This is a genomic window from Daejeonella sp. AP26 (genome assembly GCF_056680515.1).
Map to the genome: position 1 here is coordinate 2787577 of NZ_CM155286.1, position 23419 is coordinate 2810995.

At 41.5% G+C, this 23419-nt stretch carries 19 protein-coding genes; 10 read left to right on the top strand and 9 right to left on the bottom strand.

The window, feature by feature from the left end:
- Positions 1–10 precede the first annotated feature (10 nt).
- A complete protein-coding gene (locus AC1MCB_RS11920) occupies positions 11–922 on the top strand; it encodes an SdiA-regulated domain-containing protein (protein WP_479964943.1) in 912 nt (303 codons plus the stop codon).
- Entirely contained in the window at positions 912–4685 is a 3774-nt protein-coding gene (locus AC1MCB_RS11925; protein ID WP_479964944.1) for a BamA/TamA family outer membrane protein, read from the top strand. The genes AC1MCB_RS11920 and AC1MCB_RS11925 overlap by 11 nt, the downstream gene beginning before the upstream one ends.
- A gap of 62 nt (positions 4686–4747) precedes the next feature.
- Here AC1MCB_RS11925 and AC1MCB_RS11930 read toward each other — a convergent pair whose 3' ends face one another.
- Positions 4748–7555, bottom strand: a complete 2808-nt coding sequence (locus tag AC1MCB_RS11930) for a DNA gyrase/topoisomerase IV subunit A (protein ID WP_479964945.1) — start codon at positions 7553–7555, stop codon at positions 4748–4750.
- 154 nt (positions 7556–7709) lie between these two features.
- Between AC1MCB_RS11930 and AC1MCB_RS11935 the strand changes: the two genes are divergently transcribed.
- Complete coding sequence (locus tag AC1MCB_RS11935) at positions 7710–8396, top strand: RNA polymerase sigma factor (protein ID WP_479964946.1); 687 nt, start codon at positions 7710–7712, stop codon at positions 8394–8396.
- Positions 8308–9579 carry a porin family protein gene (locus tag AC1MCB_RS11940; RefSeq protein ID WP_479964947.1) on the top strand — a complete coding sequence of 424 codons (1272 nt, stop codon included), beginning with the start codon at positions 8308–8310 and terminating at the stop codon, positions 9577–9579. The genes AC1MCB_RS11935 and AC1MCB_RS11940 overlap by 89 nt, the downstream gene beginning before the upstream one ends.
- Here the strand turns inward: AC1MCB_RS11940 and AC1MCB_RS11945 are convergent.
- Together AC1MCB_RS11945 and AC1MCB_RS11950 are read right to left on the bottom strand one after the other, a co-directional pair.
- Positions 9554–10042, bottom strand: coding sequence for a cytidine deaminase (locus tag AC1MCB_RS11945; RefSeq protein WP_479964948.1), 489 nt, complete (start codon positions 10040–10042; stop codon positions 9554–9556). The two genes, AC1MCB_RS11940 and AC1MCB_RS11945, sit on opposite strands and share 26 nt — an antisense overlap.
- Before the next feature lie 63 nt (positions 10043–10105).
- Positions 10106–12013 (bottom strand): DNA topoisomerase IV subunit B, encoded by a 1908-nt coding sequence (locus tag AC1MCB_RS11950; protein WP_479964949.1) that lies wholly within the window; start codon positions 12011–12013, stop codon positions 10106–10108.
- A 276-nt stretch (positions 12014–12289) separates the two neighbouring features.
- Between AC1MCB_RS11950 and AC1MCB_RS11955 the strand changes: the two genes are divergently transcribed.
- The 3 genes from AC1MCB_RS11955 to AC1MCB_RS11965 all read left to right on the top strand — a co-directional run bounded on the left by AC1MCB_RS11955 (position 12290) and on the right by AC1MCB_RS11965 (position 13430).
- A complete protein-coding gene (locus tag AC1MCB_RS11955; RefSeq protein WP_479964950.1) occupies positions 12290–12469 on the top strand; it encodes a hypothetical protein in 180 nt (59 codons plus the stop codon).
- A 30-nt stretch (positions 12470–12499) separates the two neighbouring features.
- A complete protein-coding gene (locus AC1MCB_RS11960) occupies positions 12500–12649 on the top strand; it encodes a hypothetical protein (RefSeq protein WP_479964951.1) in 150 nt (49 codons plus the stop codon).
- Positions 12650–12761: 112 nt separating this feature from the next.
- Positions 12762–13430 (top strand): DUF6766 family protein, encoded by a 669-nt coding sequence (locus AC1MCB_RS11965; RefSeq protein ID WP_479964952.1) that lies wholly within the window; start codon positions 12762–12764, stop codon positions 13428–13430.
- Between the two features lie 6 nt (positions 13431–13436).
- Here AC1MCB_RS11965 and AC1MCB_RS11970 read toward each other — a convergent pair whose 3' ends face one another.
- From AC1MCB_RS11970 to panB, 4 genes are all read right to left on the bottom strand, one after another.
- The gene (locus tag AC1MCB_RS11970) at positions 13437–13940 is read right to left on the bottom strand and encodes a cupin domain-containing protein (protein ID WP_479964953.1); all 504 of its coding nucleotides are present in this window, start codon (positions 13938–13940) and stop codon (positions 13437–13439) included.
- A gap of 114 nt (positions 13941–14054) precedes the next feature.
- Positions 14055–15653, bottom strand: coding sequence for an FAD-dependent oxidoreductase (locus AC1MCB_RS11975; protein ID WP_479964954.1), 1599 nt, complete (start codon positions 15651–15653; stop codon positions 14055–14057).
- Between the two features lie 77 nt (positions 15654–15730).
- Positions 15731–16462 (bottom strand): RluA family pseudouridine synthase, encoded by a 732-nt coding sequence (locus tag AC1MCB_RS11980; protein WP_479964955.1) that lies wholly within the window; start codon positions 16460–16462, stop codon positions 15731–15733.
- Between the two features lie 39 nt (positions 16463–16501).
- Positions 16502–17317: a 3-methyl-2-oxobutanoate hydroxymethyltransferase gene (gene panB, locus AC1MCB_RS11985; protein ID WP_479964956.1), complete on the bottom strand. Its 816-nt coding sequence runs from the start codon at positions 17315–17317 to the stop codon at positions 16502–16504.
- Between the two features lie 233 nt (positions 17318–17550).
- Here panB and carA point away from each other — a divergent pair, with 233 nt between their 5' ends.
- From carA to AC1MCB_RS12000, 3 genes are all read left to right on the top strand, one after another.
- Positions 17551–18651: a glutamine-hydrolyzing carbamoyl-phosphate synthase small subunit gene (gene carA, locus AC1MCB_RS11990; RefSeq protein ID WP_479964957.1), complete on the top strand. Its 1101-nt coding sequence runs from the start codon at positions 17551–17553 to the stop codon at positions 18649–18651.
- A gap of 150 nt (positions 18652–18801) precedes the next feature.
- A complete protein-coding gene (gene eno, locus AC1MCB_RS11995) occupies positions 18802–20097 on the top strand; it encodes a phosphopyruvate hydratase (RefSeq protein WP_479964958.1) in 1296 nt (431 codons plus the stop codon).
- Positions 20098–20186: 89 nt separating this feature from the next.
- Positions 20187–20504, top strand: coding sequence for an FtsB family cell division protein (locus AC1MCB_RS12000; protein WP_479964959.1), 318 nt, complete (start codon positions 20187–20189; stop codon positions 20502–20504).
- Between the two features lie 44 nt (positions 20505–20548).
- Here AC1MCB_RS12000 and AC1MCB_RS12005 read toward each other — a convergent pair whose 3' ends face one another.
- Together AC1MCB_RS12005 and AC1MCB_RS12010 are read right to left on the bottom strand one after the other, a co-directional pair.
- Entirely contained in the window at positions 20549–22612 is a 2064-nt protein-coding gene (locus AC1MCB_RS12005; protein ID WP_479964960.1) for a hypothetical protein, read from the bottom strand.
- Positions 22612–23337 carry an SIMPL domain-containing protein gene (locus AC1MCB_RS12010; RefSeq protein ID WP_479964961.1) on the bottom strand — a complete coding sequence of 242 codons (726 nt, stop codon included), beginning with the start codon at positions 23335–23337 and terminating at the stop codon, positions 22612–22614. The genes AC1MCB_RS12005 and AC1MCB_RS12010 overlap by 1 nt, the downstream gene beginning before the upstream one ends.
- Positions 23338–23419: the final 82 nt, after the last annotated feature.

A 23419-nucleotide genomic window follows, 5' to 3' on the forward strand; every position in this document is an offset into this window, starting at 1 on the left:
ACATAAACCTATGATTAAGTTTCCCCTGATATTGCTTGCTGTGCTAGCAATATCATGTAATAATCCTATAAATAGCAGTGATAGCAATTCCGAAGATAAGCAAGCTGATAATAAAGTGGAACAACCAAAAAATTTGAAGTTGCATGAACTGCCGTCTGATTTGGCAGAAATTTCCGGTATAACGTTTTTAACCGATAATATTGTACTCGCTATTCAGGACGAAGAAGGTATTCTTTATCAGTACGATTTAGCCGAACAAAAAATTGTTAAACAATTTGAATTTGCTAAGCCCGGTGATTATGAAGATCTTGTTCGGATTGATAAAGATGTCTATATTGTTTCCAGTAATGGATCTATTGTTCAGATAAAAGCTTTTCAGTCTGCAAAACCAGTAGTAAAAAGTTTCAATACGGCCTTAACTAAAGATAATGATATTGAAGGCCTTGGCTACGAGCCCAAAAAAAATCGATTGCTTTTGGCGGCGAAGGCCAAGGGTCTGGATGAGGATGAAAATACAAAAGAAATTTATGCTTTTAACTTGTCAACCATGACACTAGATACTACTCCGGCCTACACAATCAAGCTGGATGAAATTGAAAATTATTTTAAAGGCGATGCTCTGGTAGAGACATCAAAGAAATTTCTGAAAGCTTTAGGAAATCAAAACATCAATAAAGTTTTCAGGTCCTCGGCCATTACGGTGGATCCAAAGACCAATAACATATTTGTATTGTCTTCAATAAATAACCTGATTGCAGTTTTGACACCAGATGGAAAAATGTCTCAGATTATTCAATTCGAGGGCAAAGAACATAAACAACCTGAAGGTTTAGCTTTTTCTGAAAACGGTAAGTTATACGTTTCTAACGAAGCAGGCAAAAACGGTAAGGCTAACATTATAGAGCTGGAATATGCGAATTAGAATATCCAGCGTTTTATTAATCGCCGCTGTATGTATTGGGCTACATGCCTGTACCAGTTTAAAGCCGTTTTACGATAAATCTCAAAAGAATTGGGAAACAGCACATAGTCCAGATACGCTTGAATTAGAACATTCAGTATTCCTGATCGGAGATGCGGGGGCTCCTGAAAAAGATAAGCAAGAGCCAACGTTAAAACTGCTGCAGTCTCAATTATTCCCGAAAGACACCTTGGTTACTGCCGGTTCTACTACAGATACCGTTTTTGTCAATTCTTCTCATCCTGAAGACGTAGTTATCTTTCTGGGTGATAATATTTACGAGCGAGGATTACCGCCACCGGAAGCCTCTGATCGCGAAGAAAAAGAAAGACGCATTATTTCACAAATGGAGGTGATAAAAAACTTCAGGGGTCGCAGTATTATTGTTCCTGGCAACCATGACTGGAATGAAAGCCGTCCGGGTGGATTGGAAGCAATATACCGTCAAGAGCAATTTGTTGAAACTTACCTGGATAGTAACGATGTATTTTTACCAAGTAATGGTTGTGGAGGTCCGGTGGAGCTTCATCCAACTGATGATATGGTTATCATTATTATTGACTCCGAATGGTGGTTAACAAAATATGACAAACCGCTTGCGCCGGATAACAACTGTACGTCTGCGAGCCGTCTTGACCTGATTCAACAGGTAGAAGATATTGTGATTCGCAACCGCGGAAAAAATATAGTAGTCGCAATGCACCATCCCTTATACAGCAATGGCAGACATGGCGGTTATTTTACTTTGAAAGATTACATATTTCCCTTGACACTAGTGCGCGATAATTATTACTTCCCGCTTCCTGTTATTGGTTCCATATATCCGCTGTTAAGACAATATGGAATTTCACGTCAGGATCTTTCAAATAAAGATTACCAGCAATTGAAGCGGGGCCTCCTTTCTGTTTTAGAAGAAGAAAAAAATATTGTGATAGCAACAGGGCACGAACATGCCATGCAGTTAAATAAATACAAGGATATTAATCATGTAATTAGTGGCGCAGGCAGTAAAACTACCTCTATGATTAAAGGTAACGATGCTCTCTTTGCATACGGCGGCGGCAAGGCTAAGGGATTTGCAAGACTTAACTATTACAAAAACGGCCAATGCTGGATTGAGTTTTGGGAGCCCGTAGGTGATGGCTCAACCGGTAAAATAGTTTACAGAAGCCCTTTATATGCCATTCCTCCAAAAGGTCCGGCAGCGATTAAAGAAGAAAAACTCATCAGCTATAAAGATAGCACCAAGACACTTGTTGCCGGTAGTGAGTATACTGCCGGGAAATTCAAGAGAAAGTTATTTGGCGAGCATTATCGTGATACCTGGGCAACTCCAATTAATGTAAAGTATCTCGACCTTTCCGTTTTTGCCGGCGGTTTAACTCCTTTAAAAATGGGTGGTGGTAAACAAACCACTAGTTTACAGCTCCAGGGAAAGGATGGAAACATTTACCAATTCCGGACAGTCGAGAAAAACCCGGCTGCATTGTTACCTGAGGGGTTCCTGAAAACATTTGCTGAAGATTTCGTCCAGGATCAGATATCCTCCGCTCATCCCTATGGCGCATTGATGATTCCAGGCATGGCTAAAGCTATTGGCATTTACCATACCAACCCCGAATTAATATACATGCCGTATTCAACACTCCTTGGCCCGTATATACAACAGGTAGGTGGAAAACTTGGAATTATAGAAGCCAGGCCGGATGAAGATGTTTCTGACTTTAATTCTTTTGGGAATGCGAAAAATGCCGTAAGCACAACCAAGATGTACAGCGAGCTAAAAGAGGATAATGACAATGAAGTTGACCAGGAAATGTACTTACGGTCGAGATTGTTTGATATATTGATTGGCGATTGGGACAGGCACGAGGATCAATGGCGATGGGCAGAATTTAAGAAGGAAAAAGGAAAATTGTTCAGACCAATTCCAAGAGATCGTGATCAGGCCTTTACCAAATTCGATGGGCTCATCCCGAGCTTGGCAAGTGGTATCCTGCCGGACATCCAATCTTTCAAATCGGAGATAAAAGACCCTGCCATGCTTTCAATTGCTGCCCGCAATCTTGATAGAAACCTATTAAATAAGCTTTCGCAAGACATGTGGCAAAAAATAGCTTTAGACATTCAAGCCAGGCTCACCGACAGTGTAATTGAAAATGCCGTTGCCAGGATGCCGAGTGAGGTTTTTAAGACATCAGGTGACGAGATCATTATGAAATTAAAATCACGTCGTGATCAGTTATCCAAAGTTGCTGAGCAATACTATGAGGTATTAGCAAAGGAGGTTACGATTGCAGGCTCGGATAAAAAAGAGTTTTTTAAAGTAGATCGTGATGAAAAGACTACCCGGATTCAGATCTATAAGATCGATAAGGATGAGAAAATTGATAATAAGATCTTTGACAGGGTTTTTGTAAATAAAGAAACTCAGGAATTAAACCTATACGGTCTTAATGGGCGAGATAGCGTTTTGATCACTGGTAATTCGAACAACCCTATTAAAATAAGAGCTGTTGGTGGCCCTGGTAAAGATGCATTGATTGACAAATCAGAAGATGGAAGAACTTTGTTTTTCGATTTGAATACTGAAAGTAATAATATCCAGGCAGGAAAGAATACAGCTCTGCGGTTGTCTGATAAAACGTGGATTAATGATTACGACCCAAACTCGTTTACTTACGATAAGGCAGGTATACAGCCATCGTTCGATTTTAACTCTGATGATGGTTTGTTTATCGGCGGAGGCTGGGGTAAAAAACACTTTGGGTTCCGTAAACTGCCTTATAGTTTTGAACATAGTATCACTGCGAACATTGCTCCTAAAACCGGTGCCCATACTGTCCGTTACCGGGCTAATATGTACTCGGTCTTTGCTCAGAACCTTGACGTGATCTTCAATGCAGAATATAATGGGCCTAAGTATACTTTCAACTATTACGGACAAGGTAATTCAACGTCGAACCTAAAAGATGATATTGACTACTTCAGAATCAGAACTAATAATGTGAGCGTTACAGCATTGCTTCAATACCGTTTTACCGAAGCTTTCAAGGTTGGTATTGGTCCGGGTTTTGAGTATTTCAGAGTTGAAAAGCCATCGAACACTTATGTAACCGACCCTGATTTCCCCGATCGACAGGATATCGACCATGCGAGCAACTTTCTTTCAATAAGATCGTTTGCGGATATTGATTATGTGAACAACAAGATCTTTCCAACCTCAGGCGTCCGGTTGAGAATGACTGGAAGTTATTTTAACGAAGCAAAGGGCGATGCAGACAAATATTTGCAACTGCAGTCTCATGTATCATTTTATGCAACTCCTAACTTCAACTTCCCTGTAACGGCAGCCTTCCGACTGGGTGCAGCGACGAACATAGGAGATTATAAATTTTATCAGGCCAACTCCTTAGGTAACAATACAAACCTGAGAGGCTTCAGGAACAATCGCTTTTCAGGACACTCCTATCTGTACCAGAACATGGAACTGCGTTTCAAACTAACTAATTTCCGTAATTACATTTTGACCGGGAATCTTGGAGCATTTGGATTTTTTGATTCAGGAAGAGTTTTCTCTGATAATCCGGAGAATAGCACCTGGCACAAAGCGTATGGACCAGGCATCTGGGTGAATCTGTATAACAAGTTTTTGCTTTCCAGTAGTTACGGAATATCTAATGAAGGTAACTATATCACTCTGAAGAGCGGAATGACATTTTAAGTGATAAGCTATTGATGTTATAAGGGACTTACGAATCAAATTCGTAAGTCCCTTTTTCCGTTTCAGAACAAACCTAATTGACCTTTATCATCTATATCCACATCATCCGGGTTGGTAATCTCGAAATCTACTTTGCGGGGAGTCTTCGGAGATTTTGCAGTTGTGGTATCACCCAGCTCTTTAGGCTCAGCGTTAACTTTATTCCCAACCGCTTCATCGGTAATGTCAATTGCAAGTGATGACTTTTCTGAAGCCATATGCGTCCCGCCGCCTTCGTGATCGTCAAATACTTCAACTACATCATCTCCTGCAGGTTTAATCCGGACAGGTTGTTCTTCTTCCAACTCTGGTGCAGCATTCAAAGTCTCCGGCTCCTCTTCAGTAAGCAGCTCGATCTTCTTAACCTCATGCTGACTTAAACGGTTACCCATCGCTCTCATTCCTTTTACATCTATCGCCTCAGTAAGATTTAATTCCACCTCCTCTTCAAGCTGACTTTTGCCCTTTAACTGCTGAAATTTCACCACGGGTGCTTTTGCTCCTGTTATTAGTATAAGTTTAGATCCAACTTCCTCTGAAATAATACTTGCTTTCTTACCAATGGTCACATTCTCAAACATGAAACGTTTCAGATAATAGTTCTTTGATTTACCATCAAGGTAGATAACCGAAAAAATCTTCTCCGGATCATATTTCTCGATGATCCTTAAATGGTCTTCGAAATGATTACTAAGATCAAAGTTGCTGAGCTCGTAAACCCCGTCCCGATTAATGGTTATGATCTTGTCGTCTCCGTCGAATTCGCCAAGATATGTCCCTCTTCCATCAGCATTCAGACGTTTTAGTATATCGTCAAACCATATCTTGCGACCAGCTAATGTGGATACACCTTTGCTCTTCAATGTGACTTTTCTGATTGGATATTTAGTGACAATATTGCCCATGGAGCTCCGTCCTTTGATGGCCTGCTCCGCAAAATCCAGATCAAATTGCAGCTTCTTTAATTTAGTATGCGGCTTGAGCTGAATATTCACAATCTCAGCTTCACCGTTTTGATTAGCGGTAAAGTACAGTGATTTGGAACCCTTACTACCTTTCGTCAAATCATATTCCTTATCGCGGGTAACGCCCATCACGGAAAAGCGTTTCACATAGGCGATACCTGTTTCACCATCTTTATAGATCATATTATAGACGGTCCGATCGTCGTTCTTCTTAAAAACCTGAGCATGGATTATTCCTTTTCCCACAAAAGTCTTTTCGGCCACTCTGGAGACAGTAAACTTTCCATCTTCACGAAAAACAATGATCTCATCAAGGTCAGAGCAATCACAAACGAATTCATCTTTGCGAAGGCTGATGCCGATGAAACCATCTTCACGATTCATATATAGCTTGACATTGGCTAACGCAACTTTTGAGGCCTCAACTCTGTCAAAGGCTCTGATCTCCGTTTTACGTTCACGTCCGGCACCGTACTTTGACTTTAGCTTTTCAAACCATGCAATTGTATAATCGGTGAGGTGCTTCAGATGTCGGTTAACTTCCTTAATTTCATTTTCTAGGGCCTTCATTTGTTCATCCGCCTTTTTAACATCGAAGCGGGTGATACTACTCATTGGTTTATCAATCAGCTTTTTGTAATCCTCCGGAAGTATTTCGCGATAAAACTGGGAAAAGAATGGTTCAAACAATCGGCTCAAAACAACAAGCACTGTATCAAAATTGCCCGAATTCTCATATTCTGGATTTTTGTACATGCCTTCCTGAATGAAAATTCGAAGCAAGGAACTAAAGAATATCTTTTCTTTAAGATCGGCAAGCTTAATTTCCAGCTCCTGTTTAAGCAGTGATTTCGTGTGAAGAGTACTTTCGGTTAGGATATCATTCACACTCATAAAGTATGGACGATCGCCCTTTATAATACAGGTGTTTGGCGAAATGGAAACCTCACAATCAGTAAAGGCATACAACGCATCAATGGTGACATCAGGAGAAATTCCCGGCGCCAGGTGAATGATGATCTCCACGTCTTTGGCGGTATTGTCCTCAATTTTCTTGATCTTAATTTTACCCTTGTCGTTAGCGGATATAACACTGTCAATCAAGCCGCCGGTGGTTGTAGTATAAGGGATCTCTGTGATCGCCAGGGTTTTCTTATCTCTTTCAATTATTCGGGCGCGTACGCGAATCTTACCTCCACGCATGCCCTCATTATAATTAGAAAAATCGGCCATGCCTCCCATTTGAAAATCGGGTAACAAATTGGGGCGTGTACCTTTTAACACCTCTATGGAGGCATCAATCAATTCAATAAAATTATGGGGCATGACCTTCGTTGCCAGGCCTACGGCAATACCATCGGCTCCCTGGGCAAGCATCAAAGGAAATTTGACAGGCAGTGTTACAGGCTCTCTATTACGGCCGTCATAACTGCTTTGCCATTCAGTTGTATCCGGGTTGAACACCACATCCAGTGCAAACTTCGACAACCTAGCCTCAATATAACGGGGTGCAGCAGCCGAATCTCCGGTTACCGGATCACCCCAGTTGCCCTGCATATCGATAAGCAAGTTCTTCTGCCCTATCTGCACCATGGCGTCTCCGATAGAAGCGTCACCATGCGGATGGTACTTCATGGTGTTCCCAATTACGTTGGCTGCTTTATTGAAACGGCCATCGTCCATTTCCTTCAAAGAATGCAAAATGCGTCGTTGAACTGGTTTCAGTCCATCATGAATATGCGGAACCGCACGGTCAAGGATCACATAAGAAGCGTAATCAAGAAACCAGTTTTCATATAAACCAGAAAGTGAAGTTACTGTATGTAGAGGTTGGTCGTTATTAGAATTATCTGTCTCGTCACTCATCCTTTTTATTTTGTTTTAGGGATGGGTAAATATAAGTTTTCAAGCCAAAATAAGATTGATAAATTATACACAGCTTTCTACTGTGTATATTTATCTACTATAAACAATTTTCTTCTTTTTAAAAATCCGAGGCAACCTTTTACGCAAAGTAATCGTGTCTACATCAGAAAATGATCAATTGGAAACTGCCCTTCCAGATTTAACTGAAAAGCTTCGTAACGGATGTTTACGAGGTGACCCCGGTAGCCAAAAAAAACTTTACCAGAGTTTTTATGGTTTTGCTTTGGCTATCTGTCTGCGCTACTGTAACGATCGGGATGAGGCTGTAGAGGTGATGAATACCGGATTTCTAAAGGTTCTGACCAATTTCGAGAAATTTAATCCATCGAAACCATTTAAGCCATGGCTAAGCAGGGTAATGACCAATACTGCTATCGATCATTACAGAAGCCGGCTGAAATTTGCATACATGGCCGACCTTTCCGAAGCAGAGGAGATAACAACAGAAGCTAGTATCAGTCAAAAGCTTAACTATGAAGATCTTCTCAAGATTGTCCAGCGCCTTCCACCAGGTTATCGTACCGTATTTAACCTCTACGCCATTGATGGTTACAGTCATGAAGAAATTGGCAAGAAGCTCGGCATATCAGAAGGAACATCAAAATCTAACTTATTTAAAGCACGTCAAAAGCTAAGAAATTACCTGGAAGAAGAATTGAACACTCCCAAAATAATCCCCTTATACGGGGATAATGGAAAAACAAACAATGAAGAAGTTGAGCAAAAACCCGATCGATCAGTATTTCAGGGAAAACCTGGAATCGCCGGACCTGGAATATAATAAGCAGGACTGGAAGGGTTTAGAGAAAATGCTTCCAAAACGTAAAACAAGGAAAAGCCTTGTCTGGTGGCTTCCTGCCTCTGTGGCTGCAGCTGTGGCTCTTTTATTTATTTCATTGTGGCTTAATAAACCGGTTTCTACTACTGACGAGATAGTTCAAAACAAGGTTAAAGTTTCAGAAACTTATAAAATTTCGCCAGCTGAAGGCAAGAGTACAGATAGGTCCGACGCTCTATTAGGTAAAAAGCATTCCTCAACAACATCCAAGATCTCAACTTCTACAAACCGGAACCTCCATCAGGAGGCATTTTCTACAGAACTGGTTACGCTCAGTGTACCCAGACCTGGGGATGATGCAAATGTGAGTGAAACTATAAATAGTGATCCGGCTATACCTTCGATTTCGTTGACTGATGTATTGGATCTTCAGCACCACGAGAACCTATATGCAGATAACGTTGATCTAACTGATTATAATGTGCTCGTTCCTCCGGCACCCCATCAAAAAACAAACAGTGAGAGTCCGGATGAAAACCGGGGAAGCAGGTTCAGTCTAGGACTTTCGCTCTCTCCTGATATAAATTCAATTAGCAATTTCTCTGAAAGCAGTGTTGGAAATAGCGCTGGCCTGGCGCTCAGTTATCGTATTAGTCCGAGATTAAGTGTAAACACCGCGATTGCATATTCAAAAAAGGTTTATTCTGCGGAGCCATATCAGTATAAAGCTCCATGGGCTTATTCCAGCGCGGGAAAATACGCCGAATCAATTGATGCTGATTGCCGGGTGCTTGATGTCCCTTTGAACTTGAGTTATAACATTCTGGAATCTCCTAAGAGAACCGTCTTTGCGTCTGCAGGGATGTCATCCTATTTTATGCTAAAGGAAAAATATACAATTATTGTAGGTAGTAGCCCGTCAGGGTATCCATCTTACCCAAGTCCCAGCTATGCTTATTCGAATAAGAATCAGCATTTTCTGAGTGTACTTAACTTATCAGCTGGAATAGCAAAGCCTGTCAGCAAGCAAACCAGTTTGGTTGTTGAACCGTATATGCGGTTGCCTGTTACCGGTATTGGTCAAGGGAAGGTACATTTAAAATCTATCGGGTTAAATCTCCAATTCAAATACCACTTTAAAAAGAGCGGTCTTACTAAGACTAATCCTGAAGGCGATGCTCAATGAATTGGAACGGAAGAAAGTTGGCTGCACCGGGATTCACGAGTATATTCTTTCCCAGACAGTAAAGCAACACGCGGATAGGTCTGTTTTGCCTCTGCTCAAAATCTCCGAGTACCTGCAGACAGGAGCCACAAGGGGTAACCGGATTTTGGATATCAAACTTCTCAGATCTCGCGGTGATAGCAATGGAAACTATAGGATCGTCAGCATGCTGAGCTCCGGCACTGAACAAAGCTACCCGCTCGGCACATAGACCAGAAGGAAAGGCAACGTTTTCCTGATTGCTGCCGAAAATAATTTTACCACTTTCAAGAAGTAGTGCCGCGCCTACACGAAATTCTGAATACGGAGAGTAGGAAGTATGAAGAGCATTCTTAGCTTCAAGACATAGCATTCTATCCTGTTCAGAAAGTTCAGATAAAGATGAGTATTCCTGATATACTATAGAGATCGTTTTAACTTCCATAATTGATTGCCTCTCTCTGTCAATATAGACTTTTTGAGAGGGGAACCAAGATAGGAAATAATTCTATTCTGACAAGACGGGCTCACTCAACATGCTGTCTTCAGCAACCAAAGCCATAGCCTGGTTTTCTTCCTCGATAAAATCAACTTCAACACGCAAATTCTTAATAATATGCTGCTGTCTGTCAGGTGTGTTTTTACCCATATAATATTCGAGTAGATTCTTGATACTTCCTTCTTTACTTAAGATAACAGGGTCGAGACGAATGTCTTTCCCTATAAATAACCCGAACTCAGATGGGGAGATCTCACCCAATCCTTTAAAACGGGTTATCTCAGGCTTATTCCCTAATTTGTGAATAGCGCGTTGTCTTTCCTCGTCATTGTAACAGTAAATAGTTTCTTTTTTGTTACGAACCCTGAATAACGGAGTTTGCAGAATCGAAACATGTCCTGCTTTTACCAAATCAGGAAAAAACTGCAAAAAGAACGTCATTAATAGCAAGCGTATATGCATCCCGTCCACGTCGGCATCAGTTGCAAAAACAATATTGTTATAGCGCAAATTATCAAGGCCATCCTCAATGTTCAGAGCATGCTGCAACAAGTTGAATTCTTCATTCTCATATACTACCTTCTTAGTAAGACCATAACAGTTTAAAGGCTTTCCTTTCAAACTAAAAACAGCTTGCGTCATCACATCTCTTGACTTTGTGATTGAACCACTGGCCGAGTCACCCTCTGTAATGAACAAAGTAGTTTCTTGTTTCCGTTCATGGGCGTCTTCAAAATGAATTTTACAGTCCCTTAATTTACGGTTATGTAATGATGCTTTTTTTGCGCGGTCATTAGCAAGCTTTTTAATACCGGCAATGTCCTTTCTTTCACGCTCCGACTGCAATATTCTTTTAAGCATTGCATCAGCATCTGCGGGATGTTTATGCAGATAATCATCGAGTGACTTTTTAACAAAATCATTTATGAACGTTCGCACACTCGGCCCATCAGGTGCCACGTTCAATGATCCTAACTTCGTTTTGGTCTGAGATTCGAATACAGGTTCTTGTACCCTAATGGAAATTGCGGAAACTATAGATGCGCGGACATCGGCGGCATCGAATTCTTTTTTATAAAATTCACGAATGGTCTTTACAACGGCTTCCCGAAAGGCTGCCTGATGAGTACCTCCTTGTGTGGTATGCTGGCCGTTAACAAATGAATAATACTCTTCCCCATAGGATTGACCATGGGTCATCGCTATTTCAACATCATCACCTTTAAGATGGATAATGGGATAACGGATTGTTTCTGAATCAGTATTCCTATCCAGGAGATCATATAATCCGCGTTCTGAAAAGAACTTTTTACCATTAAAATTGATTGTCAGGCCAGAGTTCAGGAACACGTAGTTCCAAATCATGCTCTCAACAAACTCAGGAATATACCGGTAATGTCTGAAAATTGAGTCGTCCGGATAAAAGGTTACAGAAGTTCCATTGCGCTGCGTGGTATCTATTTCCGGATGATCTGCAATCAGTTCACCTTTCGAAAATTCTGCTTTTTTAGTTTTGCCGTCGCGATATGCCTGCACAACAAAATTTGATGACAGCGCATTTGTTGCTTTTGTACCAACACCATTTAATCCCACTGATTTTTGAAAAGCCTTCGAATCATATTTACCACCGGTATTCATCTTCGAGACACACTCGATTACCTTACCCAATGGAATTCCTCGGCCATAATCGCGGATAGAAACCTTTGCATCGGTGACAGTGACGTCTATTGTCCGGCCTGCTCCCATAACAAACTCATCGATTGAGTTGTCCAAAATTTCTTTAAGCAATACATATATCCCATCGTCATAAGCTGAACCGTCGCCCAACTTGCCAATATACATTCCCGGTCTTAAGCGTATATGTTCTTTCCAGTCGAGAGACCGAATGTTATCTTCACTATAATTTATATCTGCCATTTTTAAGAATCCAATGCAAAGCTAAAATTTTGCAAAGGGTATTGTGTCCTTAAATATTAACATTTACACATAACTCTAAGCGAATCTGGAACATTTAGAATATCATGTATTCATTTTAATATACATGTGTCTATAAATCTTCCTGCAGAGTCTTACAAAACTACAGCAAAACCAACGAAAACAGCACTCATTGCATACAGAAACAGCCTATTACATCAACAATTTAAAATTGGCATACTATTAGAATATAGTCAATCATTATACAGCGAATAAGTGATGATTAAGAAACCAACACCCGGGCGATATAAGAAAGAGGAGAATCCAAATGAAAAAGATTGGGAGAATCCTTCAAATCCAGAAAAAGCAGATGATACGCGTGATCTTGAAAAATTAGAAAGAGCCAAAAAAGAAGCAGACCGGAGAAATGAAAATTTAACTGATCTGGAACAAGAATAAGACAATTAACTCAATCAAAAACTTTACGATATGAAAAAGCAACGCAACTCAGCCACAGAAAAATTAATCGAGAAATTCGACACTCAACTACGCGATATATTATCTGCAGAAATCAAGTCTGTTAGATATGCCCGTACTAAAATTATTCATTGGGAACTTAATCAGCCGTTAGCTTCTTAATACGATCCTCAATCTACCTGTGAATCACAATTACCTATTTTAAGGTGAACAATTCCGACTAAATGTCGGAATTGTCTTTTTGGGAGTAATTATATCTATTAAACGCTCGTCCATGGTGAGGAAAAGCAAGCACTCATTCTTTTATAAAAACGGACTCTCCATCGTTTTTACATTACTAACGATTATCACTCTTTGCGGCCAATATGCTACTGGCTGGGTTGAGTATAATAAAGAACTTGTTGAGAAACACGTCCCGGAGGTACCATTTATCCACTATGTAAGTACCGGGCACTTTGTCGAAGCAACGTTTGAAAATTGGGAAAGTGAGTTCCTGCAAATGGCGCTGTATGTTTTGCTGACAGTAAAGCTTCGCCAAATCGGTTCATCCGAATCCAAGAAACTGGACGAAGACGAGGAGGTAGATCGGGAACCTCAACCCCACAAAGATGCCCCCTGGCCTGTTAAGCAGGGAGGCATTATTCTAACACTTTACCAAAATTCCCTATCGATAGCTTTCCTGCTCCTATTCGCCATCTCTTTCTTCTTACATCTTAGCGGAAGCCTTGAAGTATACAATATAGAGCAAAGGCTGGACGGTAAGCCTATAGAAACGGCCGGACAGTACTTATTCAACAGCAAACTATGGTTTGAATCACTGCAGAACTGGCAGAGCGAATTTCTGTCAGTTCTGTCTATCGTATTTCTATCAATCTACCTTCGTCAAAAAGGTTCCCCAGAATCAAAGCCGGTTGATGCGCCTTACATGGAAACAGGAAAATAATACTTGTTACCGGCCGAAATCATCTTGAACACGGACTATATCATCTTCATCAGAAGGATTTTGCTGATCAGTATGCTGCCAGATCTCCGCAAGAATCGCCCAGCCCCCGGTACCTATCAAACGATGACGTTGTCCCTGGTCTAATCTGATCAAATCTCCGGAATTTAGAATCTGAAGCTGGCCTTCCTCATCAGAAAAGCTGGTGATAACCCCAACATTGCCTCTGATCACCTTCCATATTTCTGCACGGCGATGGTGATATTGCCAGGAAAGTCGTTTATCTGGTGCAACTACAAGAATCTTAGGGCTGAGTTTACCAGAAATTTTCAACTCTTCTACCGGAATTCCATCGAAGTATGTGTCAGCAAATTGCTGAGCCTGGTCTTCATTGATAACAAAGAAACCGCCCCATGGTCTGGTTTGATCCTGTTTATTTATCCCAAAACCCTTAAGGTTCAGTTCATCTTCTATTTGCTTAAAAATAATTTGTTTTTCTGCTTCAGGAGTCATATCAGTCGAATATTTTACGGCGGAAAGATACTAAATCAACCACAGTACAAACAAAAACCTGGGTAATGATTTAATTACTTGCCTTAAATAACCTATAACCGGAGTTAAAAGCGTTTAGCTAATTTCGGCACTTTTCAGATCAGATAAAGCCGGGCCGTTTAGCACCTTTCCCTGGCATGTGAAACGCGACCCATGGCAAGGACAATCGAATGATTTCTCGCCGGCATTCCAGTGAACAATACATCCTAAATGCGGACATATAGCTGAGAAAGTGTATGCCTGGCCATTTTCATCTTTGTAAACCGCATATTTCTTTATTCCCGAGCTAACTATAGCCCCTTCACCGGACTGCAATTCTTCTATCGAACTAACGTCACCCTTAGAGAGATGATCACCGTATTGAAGAGCCATGTTACCGGCTTCCTTTAAATAATCCCCTGCAACTTTAAGGGATATTCTGGAAGGATCATACAATTGTTCCCAGGGATTCTCTCGGCCGCTTATCAGATCACCGATCAGCATGCCCGCAATAGTTCCGTGCGTTATGCCATTGCCGGAATCACCAGTCACTATATAAATATGCTTGTCACCGGGATTGCGGCCAATAAACCCCATTGCATCCAGAGGCTCCATTACCTGTCCTGACCAACGATAAATTACTTCGCCTGCGTCAGGAAAACGCTTACGGGTCCAAGCCTCTAAGCTTTGGTACCGTGCGGTTTCATCTTTCTCTTCATTATCTTCCTGCCCGGTTTTATGATCTTCACCACCACATATCAGCAGATCATATTCGTCATTGTAAGCCTGCGTCCTTACATAGTGGTATGGCATAGTTAACCATTCAGACTCCTGGTTACCTGTATCCCACCAAAGAGCCGGTTCCACGGAGGCTTTGCGCAGCAGTAGACCGATAACATAAGTACGATAGGGGTACTGTTTGGTATGTATAGTGAACAGATCGTTTACGGGAGTATTGGTGGCTACTACCACATGATTTGCCCTTATCTCAAAAGCGTTTTCGGTTTTCACTAAATTCTCACTAATATCAGTCGCACGGGATTCTGTATAGATCTTTACTCCCATTTTAACTAAACTGTCGGTTAGCCCCGCCAGATACTTAAGCGGGTGAAACTGACCCTGGTGTGGGAATTTTAAGCAAGGTCCGTTCTCGATCTCGATACCAGGTACTCCTGTTATAAGCTCTGTAGGAATGCCTGCTCGGTGAGTAGCTTCATATTCTTCATCCAAAGACTCCTTCTTATCGGTGGAATGAAGAAATAGATAACCGTTTAATCTTTTAAAATCGCAGGCAATATTTTCCTGCATAGCGGTCGATTCAATAAAGGCGATCGCAGCAGTGTGACTGTCGGCGGCAATTTTCGCACCTTCGCTTCCATGAAGCCGTTCTATTTCAGCATAGCCATCATCTAAAGCATTTGTAGCGTGTGCGGTTGTTCTTCCTGTTTCTCCACTCCCAACAAAACCATCATCCAGTACAATAACTTTCTTACCTGATTTGGCAAGGCAATACGCAGTTGTGATCCCGGCAATCCCGGCACCAACAATGACGACATCCGTTTGCTGATTACCGGCAATGCGCTGAAATTTAATAGGCTGAACAGAGTCGGTCCAGTAAGAGAGGGTGCTGCCGGACGTTACTGTTCCGCTGGGGTTATTTAGGGGATCTTCCGGAGTTTCTTTTTGGTTTTTCATAATGAAGGTTAGCTTAAACCTAATAACCGGAAACAGATTTTAAGGTTTTAAAAGATAATCACCCCGGTGAAGAATGGCTAAGCAAAAACTTCAAAACGTTCCCAGAAACCATCATGAGGTAAAGGGGCAAGAATATCAACGGGCTCTAACTTTACCGGGTGCAAAAACCTTAGCCGGCGGGCATGAAGGCAAATACTCTTTTTAAGACTCCCCCGTGGATAACCATATTTATTGTCGCCAACAATAGGGCAATTTAAAGTAGATAACTGAACTCTTATCTGATGTGGGCGACCTGTTATCGGATCCACTTCGATAAGGTAATAGCCCCCAAGTTCACCAATTAGCTTATAATTTAATTCCGCCCGCTGGCTTCCCTCAACTTCTTTATCATAGGCTTTTGTAACGTTCTTCTGTGGGTTTTTGACAAGCCAGTGCACCAGATTCCCTTCTTCAATAACTGGGCGATTACGAACGACTGCCCAGTAGGTCTTCTTCATCTCCCGGTCTTTGAACTTTTTGTTTACCCGGTCAAGGGCTTTGCTCGTTTTGGCAAACAGGATTACGCCACTAACCGGTCTGTCCAGACGGTGAACGACCCCAAGAAAAGCACCATTAGGCTTATTATATTTTTTGGCAATGTACTTTTTGACCTTTTCATCAAGTGATTCATCCCCTGTTTCATCCACCTGCACAATGTCACCCGCTCTTTTATTTACCGCGATAAGATGATTGTCTTCAAAAAGAATGTCCTTATCGGTAATATCCTGACCGGGCAGATACTTATCTTTTTTTGCTTCTGCTTTATTCATTTATTCGAAACGTAATTCATTCCTCCTTAGAGCTTGATACTAATATTGCTCTTTCTCGTTTGGGAAATCAGATTCTTTAACATCCTTAACATATGCCTGCACAGCGGCATTAATTTGATCATAAAGATCTAAATACTGCCTTAAAAACCTCGGGTGAAAGCCTTTAGTCAGACCTAACAAATCATTAACGACTAAAACCTGTCCATCGCAGTGCTGCCCGGCACCAATGCCAATCGTAGGGATCTTTAAAGATTTGGTTACTTCCCCTGCCAGAGCTGCCGGAATTTTCTCAAGCACTATAGAAAAACAACCTGCTTCCTGTAATACCAGTGCATCTGTTTTCAATTTGGCTGCCTCGGCCTCTTCCTTTGCTCTTACAGTATAGGTCCCGAATTTATATATAGACTGAGGAGTCAAACCAAGGTGCCCCATTACCGGGATTCCCGCTGTAATAATTCGCTCGATGGATTCTCTAATTTCAGCACCACCTTCAAGTTTTACCGCATGCGCCCCGGATTCTTTCATAATCCTTATAGCTGAGTTTAGGGCTTCTTTTGAATTTCCCTGGTAAGAGCCAAATGGAAGATCTACCACCACAAGTGCACGTTTTACACCCCGTACAACAGAAGCCGCATGATAGATCATTTGGTCTAAAGTAATCGGAAGAGTTGTTTCGTGCCCTGCCATTACATTTGAAGCCGAATCACCAACAAGAATTACATCGATACCTCCATCGTCCACAATGGTGGCCATTGAATAATCATAGGACGTTAACATGGCGATCTTTTCGCCTTTCTGCTTCATTTCCTGAATAGTGTTGGTGGTAATACGTTTAAGCTCTTTATGAACTGACATATGTCTGGAGTTAGTACAAGATTAAAGCAAAGGTATAATTAAGAAATATATTCGACGGAACATTTAAATATGATAAACAACTGAACATTTCATGCTCAATCTTTAGTTGAAAAGACTAACTTTGTCTCCCGTGAAAAATGAAGTAATTAACTTCACTGTGTTACCTCCAACACCTCCGGAAACCTCCGGTTCAAACTCTTTTTTCTTTTTATTTCAAAAAACCATTACCATTAATGATTAATTACACCAAACTACCTGCAATATTGCTTCTGGCAGACGGCACTGTATATCACGGAAAAGCCGCCGGAAAAATTGGCACTACTACCGGTGAAATATGCTTTAATACAGGCATGACCGGTTACCAGGAGATTTTCACTGACCCTTCCTATTTTGGCCAGATCATGGTTGCTACAAACTCTCATGTAGGTAACTATGGAATTCATCATGATGAGATAGAATCAGGAGCCATCAAAATTGCCGGATTGGTATGTAAGAACTTCAATATCGCTTATAGTCGCAAAATGTCTGACACTTCGATCCAGGATTACTTTCAGGATCAAAATATCGTAGGCATCTCTGATGTAGACACTCGTTCTCTCGTTCGCCATATTCGCGATAAAGGTGCAATGAATGCCATTATATCGTCGGAAATTCTTGATCTGGCTATATTGAAGGAGAAACTTGCCTTAGTACCTTCTATGGATGGTTTAGAATTATCATCACAGGTTTCGACCAAAGAGCCCTATTTTTCGGGTGATGAAAACGGTCCTCACCGCGTTGCAGTTTTAGACCTGGGGGTTAAGAAAAACATCCTGCGCAATTTCGACAGCCGCGGGGTTTATGCCAAGGTATTCCCTGCTAAAACCACTTTTGAAGAAATGCAAAAATGGAATCCCGACGGCTATTTTATTTCTAACGGTCCTGGCGACCCTGCAGCGATGCCTTATGCGGTTGAAACTGTTAAGGAGATACTAGCTGCTGACAAACCCCTATTCGGTATTTGCCTTGGTCATCAGTTATTAGCCCAGGCGAATGGAATAGGTACCATGAAAATGTTTAATGGTCACCGTGGATTGAACCATCCGGTTAAGAACATCATCACAGACCATTGCGAAGTTACCTCACAAAACCACGGGTTCGGTGTTATTCCCGAGCAGGTACGGAGTTCAGACAAGGTAGAGATTACTCATTTGAATTTAAACGACCAGTCTATAGAGGGAATACGGGTAAAAGGTAAAAAAGCATTCTCAGTTCAATACCACCCTGAATCTTCACCCGGACCTCATGATTCAAGATATCTGTTCGATGACTTTGTTGAAATGATGAAAAAATAATATCAGTTCTCTAAATCCCTAAAGGATATTAACCGCAAAATGCTTTGCAATCGTTATAAAAAATCTAATTTTGAATATTAAGGTCTTAGTGTTTTCATTACGCTAAGACTTTTTATTTCTCGATGCCATTATTTAAAAAAACAAAAAAGAATGAGCTTAATCATTGATGTACACGCCCGACAAATCTTAGACTCCCGCGGAAATCCGACGGTAGAAGTTGATGTAATAACAGAAAACGGTATCCTTGGACGAGCCGCAGTGCCTTCAGGCGCTTCAACCGGCATGCACGAGGCCGTAGAGCTTCGTGACGACGATAAGGGAGTATACATGGGAAAAGGTGTATTAAATGCTGTTAAAAACGTCAATGAAATACTAGCCAAAGAGCTGAAAGGAATAGACGTTTTCGAGCAAAGTATGATCGATAGTTTAATGCTCGAGATTGACGGAACTGAAAACAAAGGCAAAATTGGTGCAAACGCTATCTTAGGTGTCTCTCTGGCGGTTGCTAAAGCAGCTGCTCAGGAAAGCCGTCAGCCTTTATACAGGTATATAGGAGGTGTTAATGCAAACACACTTCCCATCCCCATGATGAACATCGTTAACGGAGGATCTCACTCTGATGCACCAATTGCATTTCAGGAATTTATGATCATGCCCGTTGGCGCTCCTTCCTTCTCTGAAGCTTTACGCTGGGGAACCGAAGTTTTCCATAATCTTAAAAAGATCTTGCATGATCGCGGCCTTTCTACTGCAGTAGGCGACGAGGGTGGTTTTGCTCCTAAGTTTGATGGTACGGAAGACGCTGTTGAAACAATTTTACAAGCGATAGAAAAAGCGGGCTACAAAGCTGGGGAAGATATCTACCTGGCATTTGACTGTGCGGCATCTGAATTCTACAAAGACGGAAAATATAATTACGCAAAGTTTGAAGGTGATAAAGGGGCTGTGCGCACAAGTGCAGAACAAGTTGAATACCTTGCTCAATTAGCAGAAAAATACCCGATCATCTCTATTGAAGATGGAATGGATGAAAATGACTGGGATGGCTGGAAATTGTTAACCGAAAGAATCGGCAGCAAAGTTCAATTAGTTGGTGATGATTTATTCGTAACTAATGTAACCCGTCTGCAGAGAGGTATCGACAATAACACCGGGAACTCAATTCTAGTGAAAGTTAATCAGATCGGTTCTTTAACAGAAACGATTAATGCGGTATCATTGGCTCAGAATAGTGGTTATACCTCTGTAATGTCTCATCGATCGGGAGAAACTGAAGATGTAACTATTGCAGATCTGGCAGTAGCGCTAAATTGCGGACAAATTAAGACCGGTTCAGCATCACGTTCAGACAGGGTAGCTAAATACAACCAGTTGCTTCGTATAGAAGAAGAACTAGGTAGTGCAGCACGCTTTATTGGACGTGATTTCAAATACGTAAAAAAATAAGGTCAACAGCTTTAGCTGAAGATATATTAAACAGTACAACGAAACATCCGGAGATAATTCTTCGGATGTTTTTTGTTAATTTGCAATTGATGAACAGGTTTATTAGTCTACTAAGCAATAAGTACTTTCTGTCTGCTACAGCCTTTGTAGTGTGGATGTTATTTTTTGACCGTAATGACCTGATGTCACAGTATGACTACCGCACCCAGGTAAGTAAACTTCAAGCCGAGAAAGAGTTCTATATCAAGGAAACAGAAAAAGCCCGAAAAGACCTCGACGAGCTTAGTACCGATAAAGAGAAGCTTGAAAAGTTCGCCCGTGAAAAATACCTGATGAAAAAGGAAAACGAAGATGTGTTTGTAATTATCAAAGAAGATCCTAAAAAAGAGAGTAAATCTTTCTTTTAGCGCTGTCAGGAAAGCGAAGCTCCTGTATTTTAAACGGCTAAATTTTAAACCTCCCCATTCCTCTTCCTCATAAACCATTCAAAAGTCAATAGACCCAATATCAGGAAAAAGATAATCTTGTAATTTACTGCCTCCTCGTACTTCCGGTCTTCATAAACAATGGTCTTCACATTCTCATTTGCCTTTATCAAATCTGGAAGACTGCCTAACTGGTTTGGATAGATCATCTTTCCGCCGTTTTGTTCGGACAACGCATAAAGCAATTGGTGATTAGCTCTTGTTTGCTGAAATTCCGCCTGTTGCTGTTTGATGACGAACTCTCCTGAAGCGGTCTGAGCCTTGTTTCCAAACCTGGTCCTGGCGTCAAAACTATATTCACCCGCCGGCAGAATACCGGCATCCAGTGTGTAGGAATTACCGCTTCTAGAGAATAGATAGGAGTAGCTTTTACCCTCCTTATTTTTCAAAGACACATTCACATCCGGGGAGTTGACCAATTCATATGCATCATTATACAGCTCGGCGTTTACAATCACATGCTCGTTCTCGTCAAATGAATTTTTAGCCGGGTAAACCCTGAACTTCCGCTTATCATCCCGGTTGGAGAGATACTGAATAGTTTTGCTCACCAGCTCATTCAAGCCCTCATGGCTATTGCTTTCCTGAAATTCTTCCAGTCGCCAGCGCCAGATCCCTTCACCTGCCAGAATACCAATCTTCCGTTGCTGATCACCTCCAAACACTAACAAGGGCATGCTGGTATTCACCTTACCGATCTGTTGGGTCAATGCAACAGAACCGGGCCCTTTCATTCCGTAATTACCAAAAGGTGCGATTAGCGGTGCGAAGCCCTCGATTTTACTTTTGGTGATCTCAGTTAGTGTGAACGCATAAAAGTCATTCGGGACCTTCGCTAACACTTCCTGGGTAGATCCCGACGAATTAATGGTTAACAGGCTTTGGGATGCTGAAAAAGCACCCGAATTACTCTGCGCGCCGAGCACAAATAACACCGGCTTAGTGGCTATCTGCTGCAGTATTTTTTGTGCTGAGTTATTTACAGATGGTAACTGATGCAAAATAACCAAACCGGCTTTAGAAATAGCATCAACACTTATATCATCCGCAAGAGCTAACTGGACATCATAATCCTTGTTTATTTCGATCGATTGCCGTAAAGCAGCAATGTCCGGGTGGGGCGAATTCGCTATGATCAGTACATTTTGCCGACCATCTATAATATCAACAAAGATAGTCTGTCTGTTATTTTCGACAGATAGCTCATTGGACAGTGGCGACAGATCAATATTGAAACGCTGAATTCCCTTCCGTTTTGCCGGTAATGTTATCGGCACCGTAACTCTGAACTCATTCTCTTTAACCGTAACCGGCCGCGAGAATAGTGACCCGGACTGATCTGAGACCGTTAGGGTGCTGCTGGATCCGCGGCTTTGAAATGCCTCAATACTCACTTCAATCTGGAACTGATTATCCAGGTAAGCAATATTATTGTAATTGACATTTGAGATTAGGATATCTCTTTTAGGAATAGTGTCGCCCAGTGCCACTGTGTAGATCGGAGCTTGCAGATCTTTGCTTTCGTATACCGGATTTCCACCCTGGTTATAGATACCGTCAGAAGCCATGATAATCGCCCCAATATTTCGGTTAGCGAAATCATTATCAATTATTTTAAAGATCGATGAGAGGTTACTAAGGTTTTCGTCAAATTTAAAGCTTAAGCCCTGATTAACCCTTGAGCCGAAACTCAAAGAACGCACTTCGTAATCTTCAGAAAGTTTTTTTTCCAAAGCCTCAAATTGCTCGCTATAAGTCTTAGAATTGAATCCAGCAGCCTTAGAAATACTGATTGAAGCTGAATTATCCTGAGCAAGTATGATCAGCGGTTTCTCGGCAGTTTTTGAGGAGATTTTAATGGCTGGTGCAAAAAGGAGGAAAGCAATCGTACTGACTGCCAGTGTCCTTAAGGTAAACAGCAAATAGCGAGGCTTTTTTTTAAGCCTGCTACTCCAGCTGTATAACAGAAATGCGTATCCAACACCAGAAGCAAGACAGCCAACGAGCCAAACCAATGTTTTACCCGTCATTACTCTATTGCAAAATTCGCATTCACTACCGCCGTGATTTCTTTCCGAATCGAGCTAACATCGTTGATGCCGTAGTCCGAGGTCATATTCGAGTTTTCAGGAGTTATTTGCAGCACTCCCATCCGTGCACTTTTCAAAGTACCTAATTCTCTGCCGGTAGCTTTGGCAATACGCTGACCCCGGGTCATTGCATCCTTCGCCGCTTCAGCTTGAATTTCTATCTTGATGTCTCCAACTTTGGTGTAATAATATTCCGGAGGATTTACCTGGAAGTTTACTCCTTTTTCCACAAGCGAACTGATCTCTAAAGATATTGCCTTAATCAGCTCCACATCGTTTGATTGAATATCGATCATCTGGGAAGCATTGTACGAACGAATGTCCATTTGCTGTCCGTTTTGATTATAATTATAGATGGGATAATTGCTGATGGTCTGAAAAGTGATTTTATCAGCAGGAAAACCCTTTGATCGGATATACTCCACTAGTATCGGCTTTTGCGACTCCAAAGCCCTGTACGCATCGCTGGCTGTAGCACCTGAAGCAGAAAGAGTTCCTCTAAGTATTCCCAGATCCGAGATCATCACCTTTTTAGCCGAACCGGTAACGGTAATTGTTTGGTTTTCGCTCCTTACTTTACGCCAGGTTCCCGTGAAAATAAACATGGAAACTACTGCTGCAAGACCGAGAATAAGCGCAGGAATTACAAAGCGGTTAGATGTCATTTTATCGAAGGTTGAATTATCCGAACTCTTTAAATCAATCGTTTAAGATATACAATTCCCCTCAATTATTCTTAATGAAGGC

Coding starts and splice junctions, on each gene's coding strand:
- AC1MCB_RS11920 (WP_479964943.1), top strand. CDS start 11: ATGATTAAGTTTCCCCTGATATTGCTTGCTGTGCTAGCAATATCATGT.
- AC1MCB_RS11925 (WP_479964944.1), top strand. CDS start 912: ATGCGAATTAGAATATCCAGCGTTTTATTAATCGCCGCTGTATGTATT.
- AC1MCB_RS11930 (WP_479964945.1), bottom strand. CDS start 7,555: ATGAGTGACGAGACAGATAATTCTAATAACGACCAACCTCTACATACA.
- AC1MCB_RS11940 (WP_479964947.1), top strand. CDS start 8,308: ATGGAAAAACAAACAATGAAGAAGTTGAGCAAAAACCCGATCGATCAG.
- AC1MCB_RS11945 (WP_479964948.1), bottom strand. CDS start 10,042: ATGGAAGTTAAAACGATCTCTATAGTATATCAGGAATACTCATCTTTA.
- AC1MCB_RS11950 (WP_479964949.1), bottom strand. CDS start 12,013: ATGGCAGATATAAATTATAGTGAAGATAACATTCGGTCTCTCGACTGG.
- AC1MCB_RS11955 (WP_479964950.1), top strand. CDS start 12,290: ATGATTAAGAAACCAACACCCGGGCGATATAAGAAAGAGGAGAATCCA.
- AC1MCB_RS11960 (WP_479964951.1), top strand. CDS start 12,500: ATGAAAAAGCAACGCAACTCAGCCACAGAAAAATTAATCGAGAAATTC.
- AC1MCB_RS11965 (WP_479964952.1), top strand. CDS start 12,762: ATGGTGAGGAAAAGCAAGCACTCATTCTTTTATAAAAACGGACTCTCC.
- AC1MCB_RS11970 (WP_479964953.1), bottom strand. CDS start 13,940: ATGACTCCTGAAGCAGAAAAACAAATTATTTTTAAGCAAATAGAAGAT.
- AC1MCB_RS11975 (WP_479964954.1), bottom strand. CDS start 15,653: ATGAAAAACCAAAAAGAAACTCCGGAAGATCCCCTAAATAACCCCAGC.
- AC1MCB_RS11980 (WP_479964955.1), bottom strand. CDS start 16,462: ATGAATAAAGCAGAAGCAAAAAAAGATAAGTATCTGCCCGGTCAGGAT.
- panB (WP_479964956.1), bottom strand. CDS start 17,317: ATGTCAGTTCATAAAGAGCTTAAACGTATTACCACCAACACTATTCAG.
- carA (WP_479964957.1), top strand. CDS start 17,551: ATGATTAATTACACCAAACTACCTGCAATATTGCTTCTGGCAGACGGC.
- eno (WP_479964958.1), top strand. CDS start 18,802: ATGAGCTTAATCATTGATGTACACGCCCGACAAATCTTAGACTCCCGC.
- AC1MCB_RS12000 (WP_479964959.1), top strand. CDS start 20,187: ATGAACAGGTTTATTAGTCTACTAAGCAATAAGTACTTTCTGTCTGCT.
- AC1MCB_RS12005 (WP_479964960.1), bottom strand. CDS start 22,612: ATGACGGGTAAAACATTGGTTTGGCTCGTTGGCTGTCTTGCTTCTGGT.
- AC1MCB_RS12010 (WP_479964961.1), bottom strand. CDS start 23,337: ATGACATCTAACCGCTTTGTAATTCCTGCGCTTATTCTCGGTCTTGCA.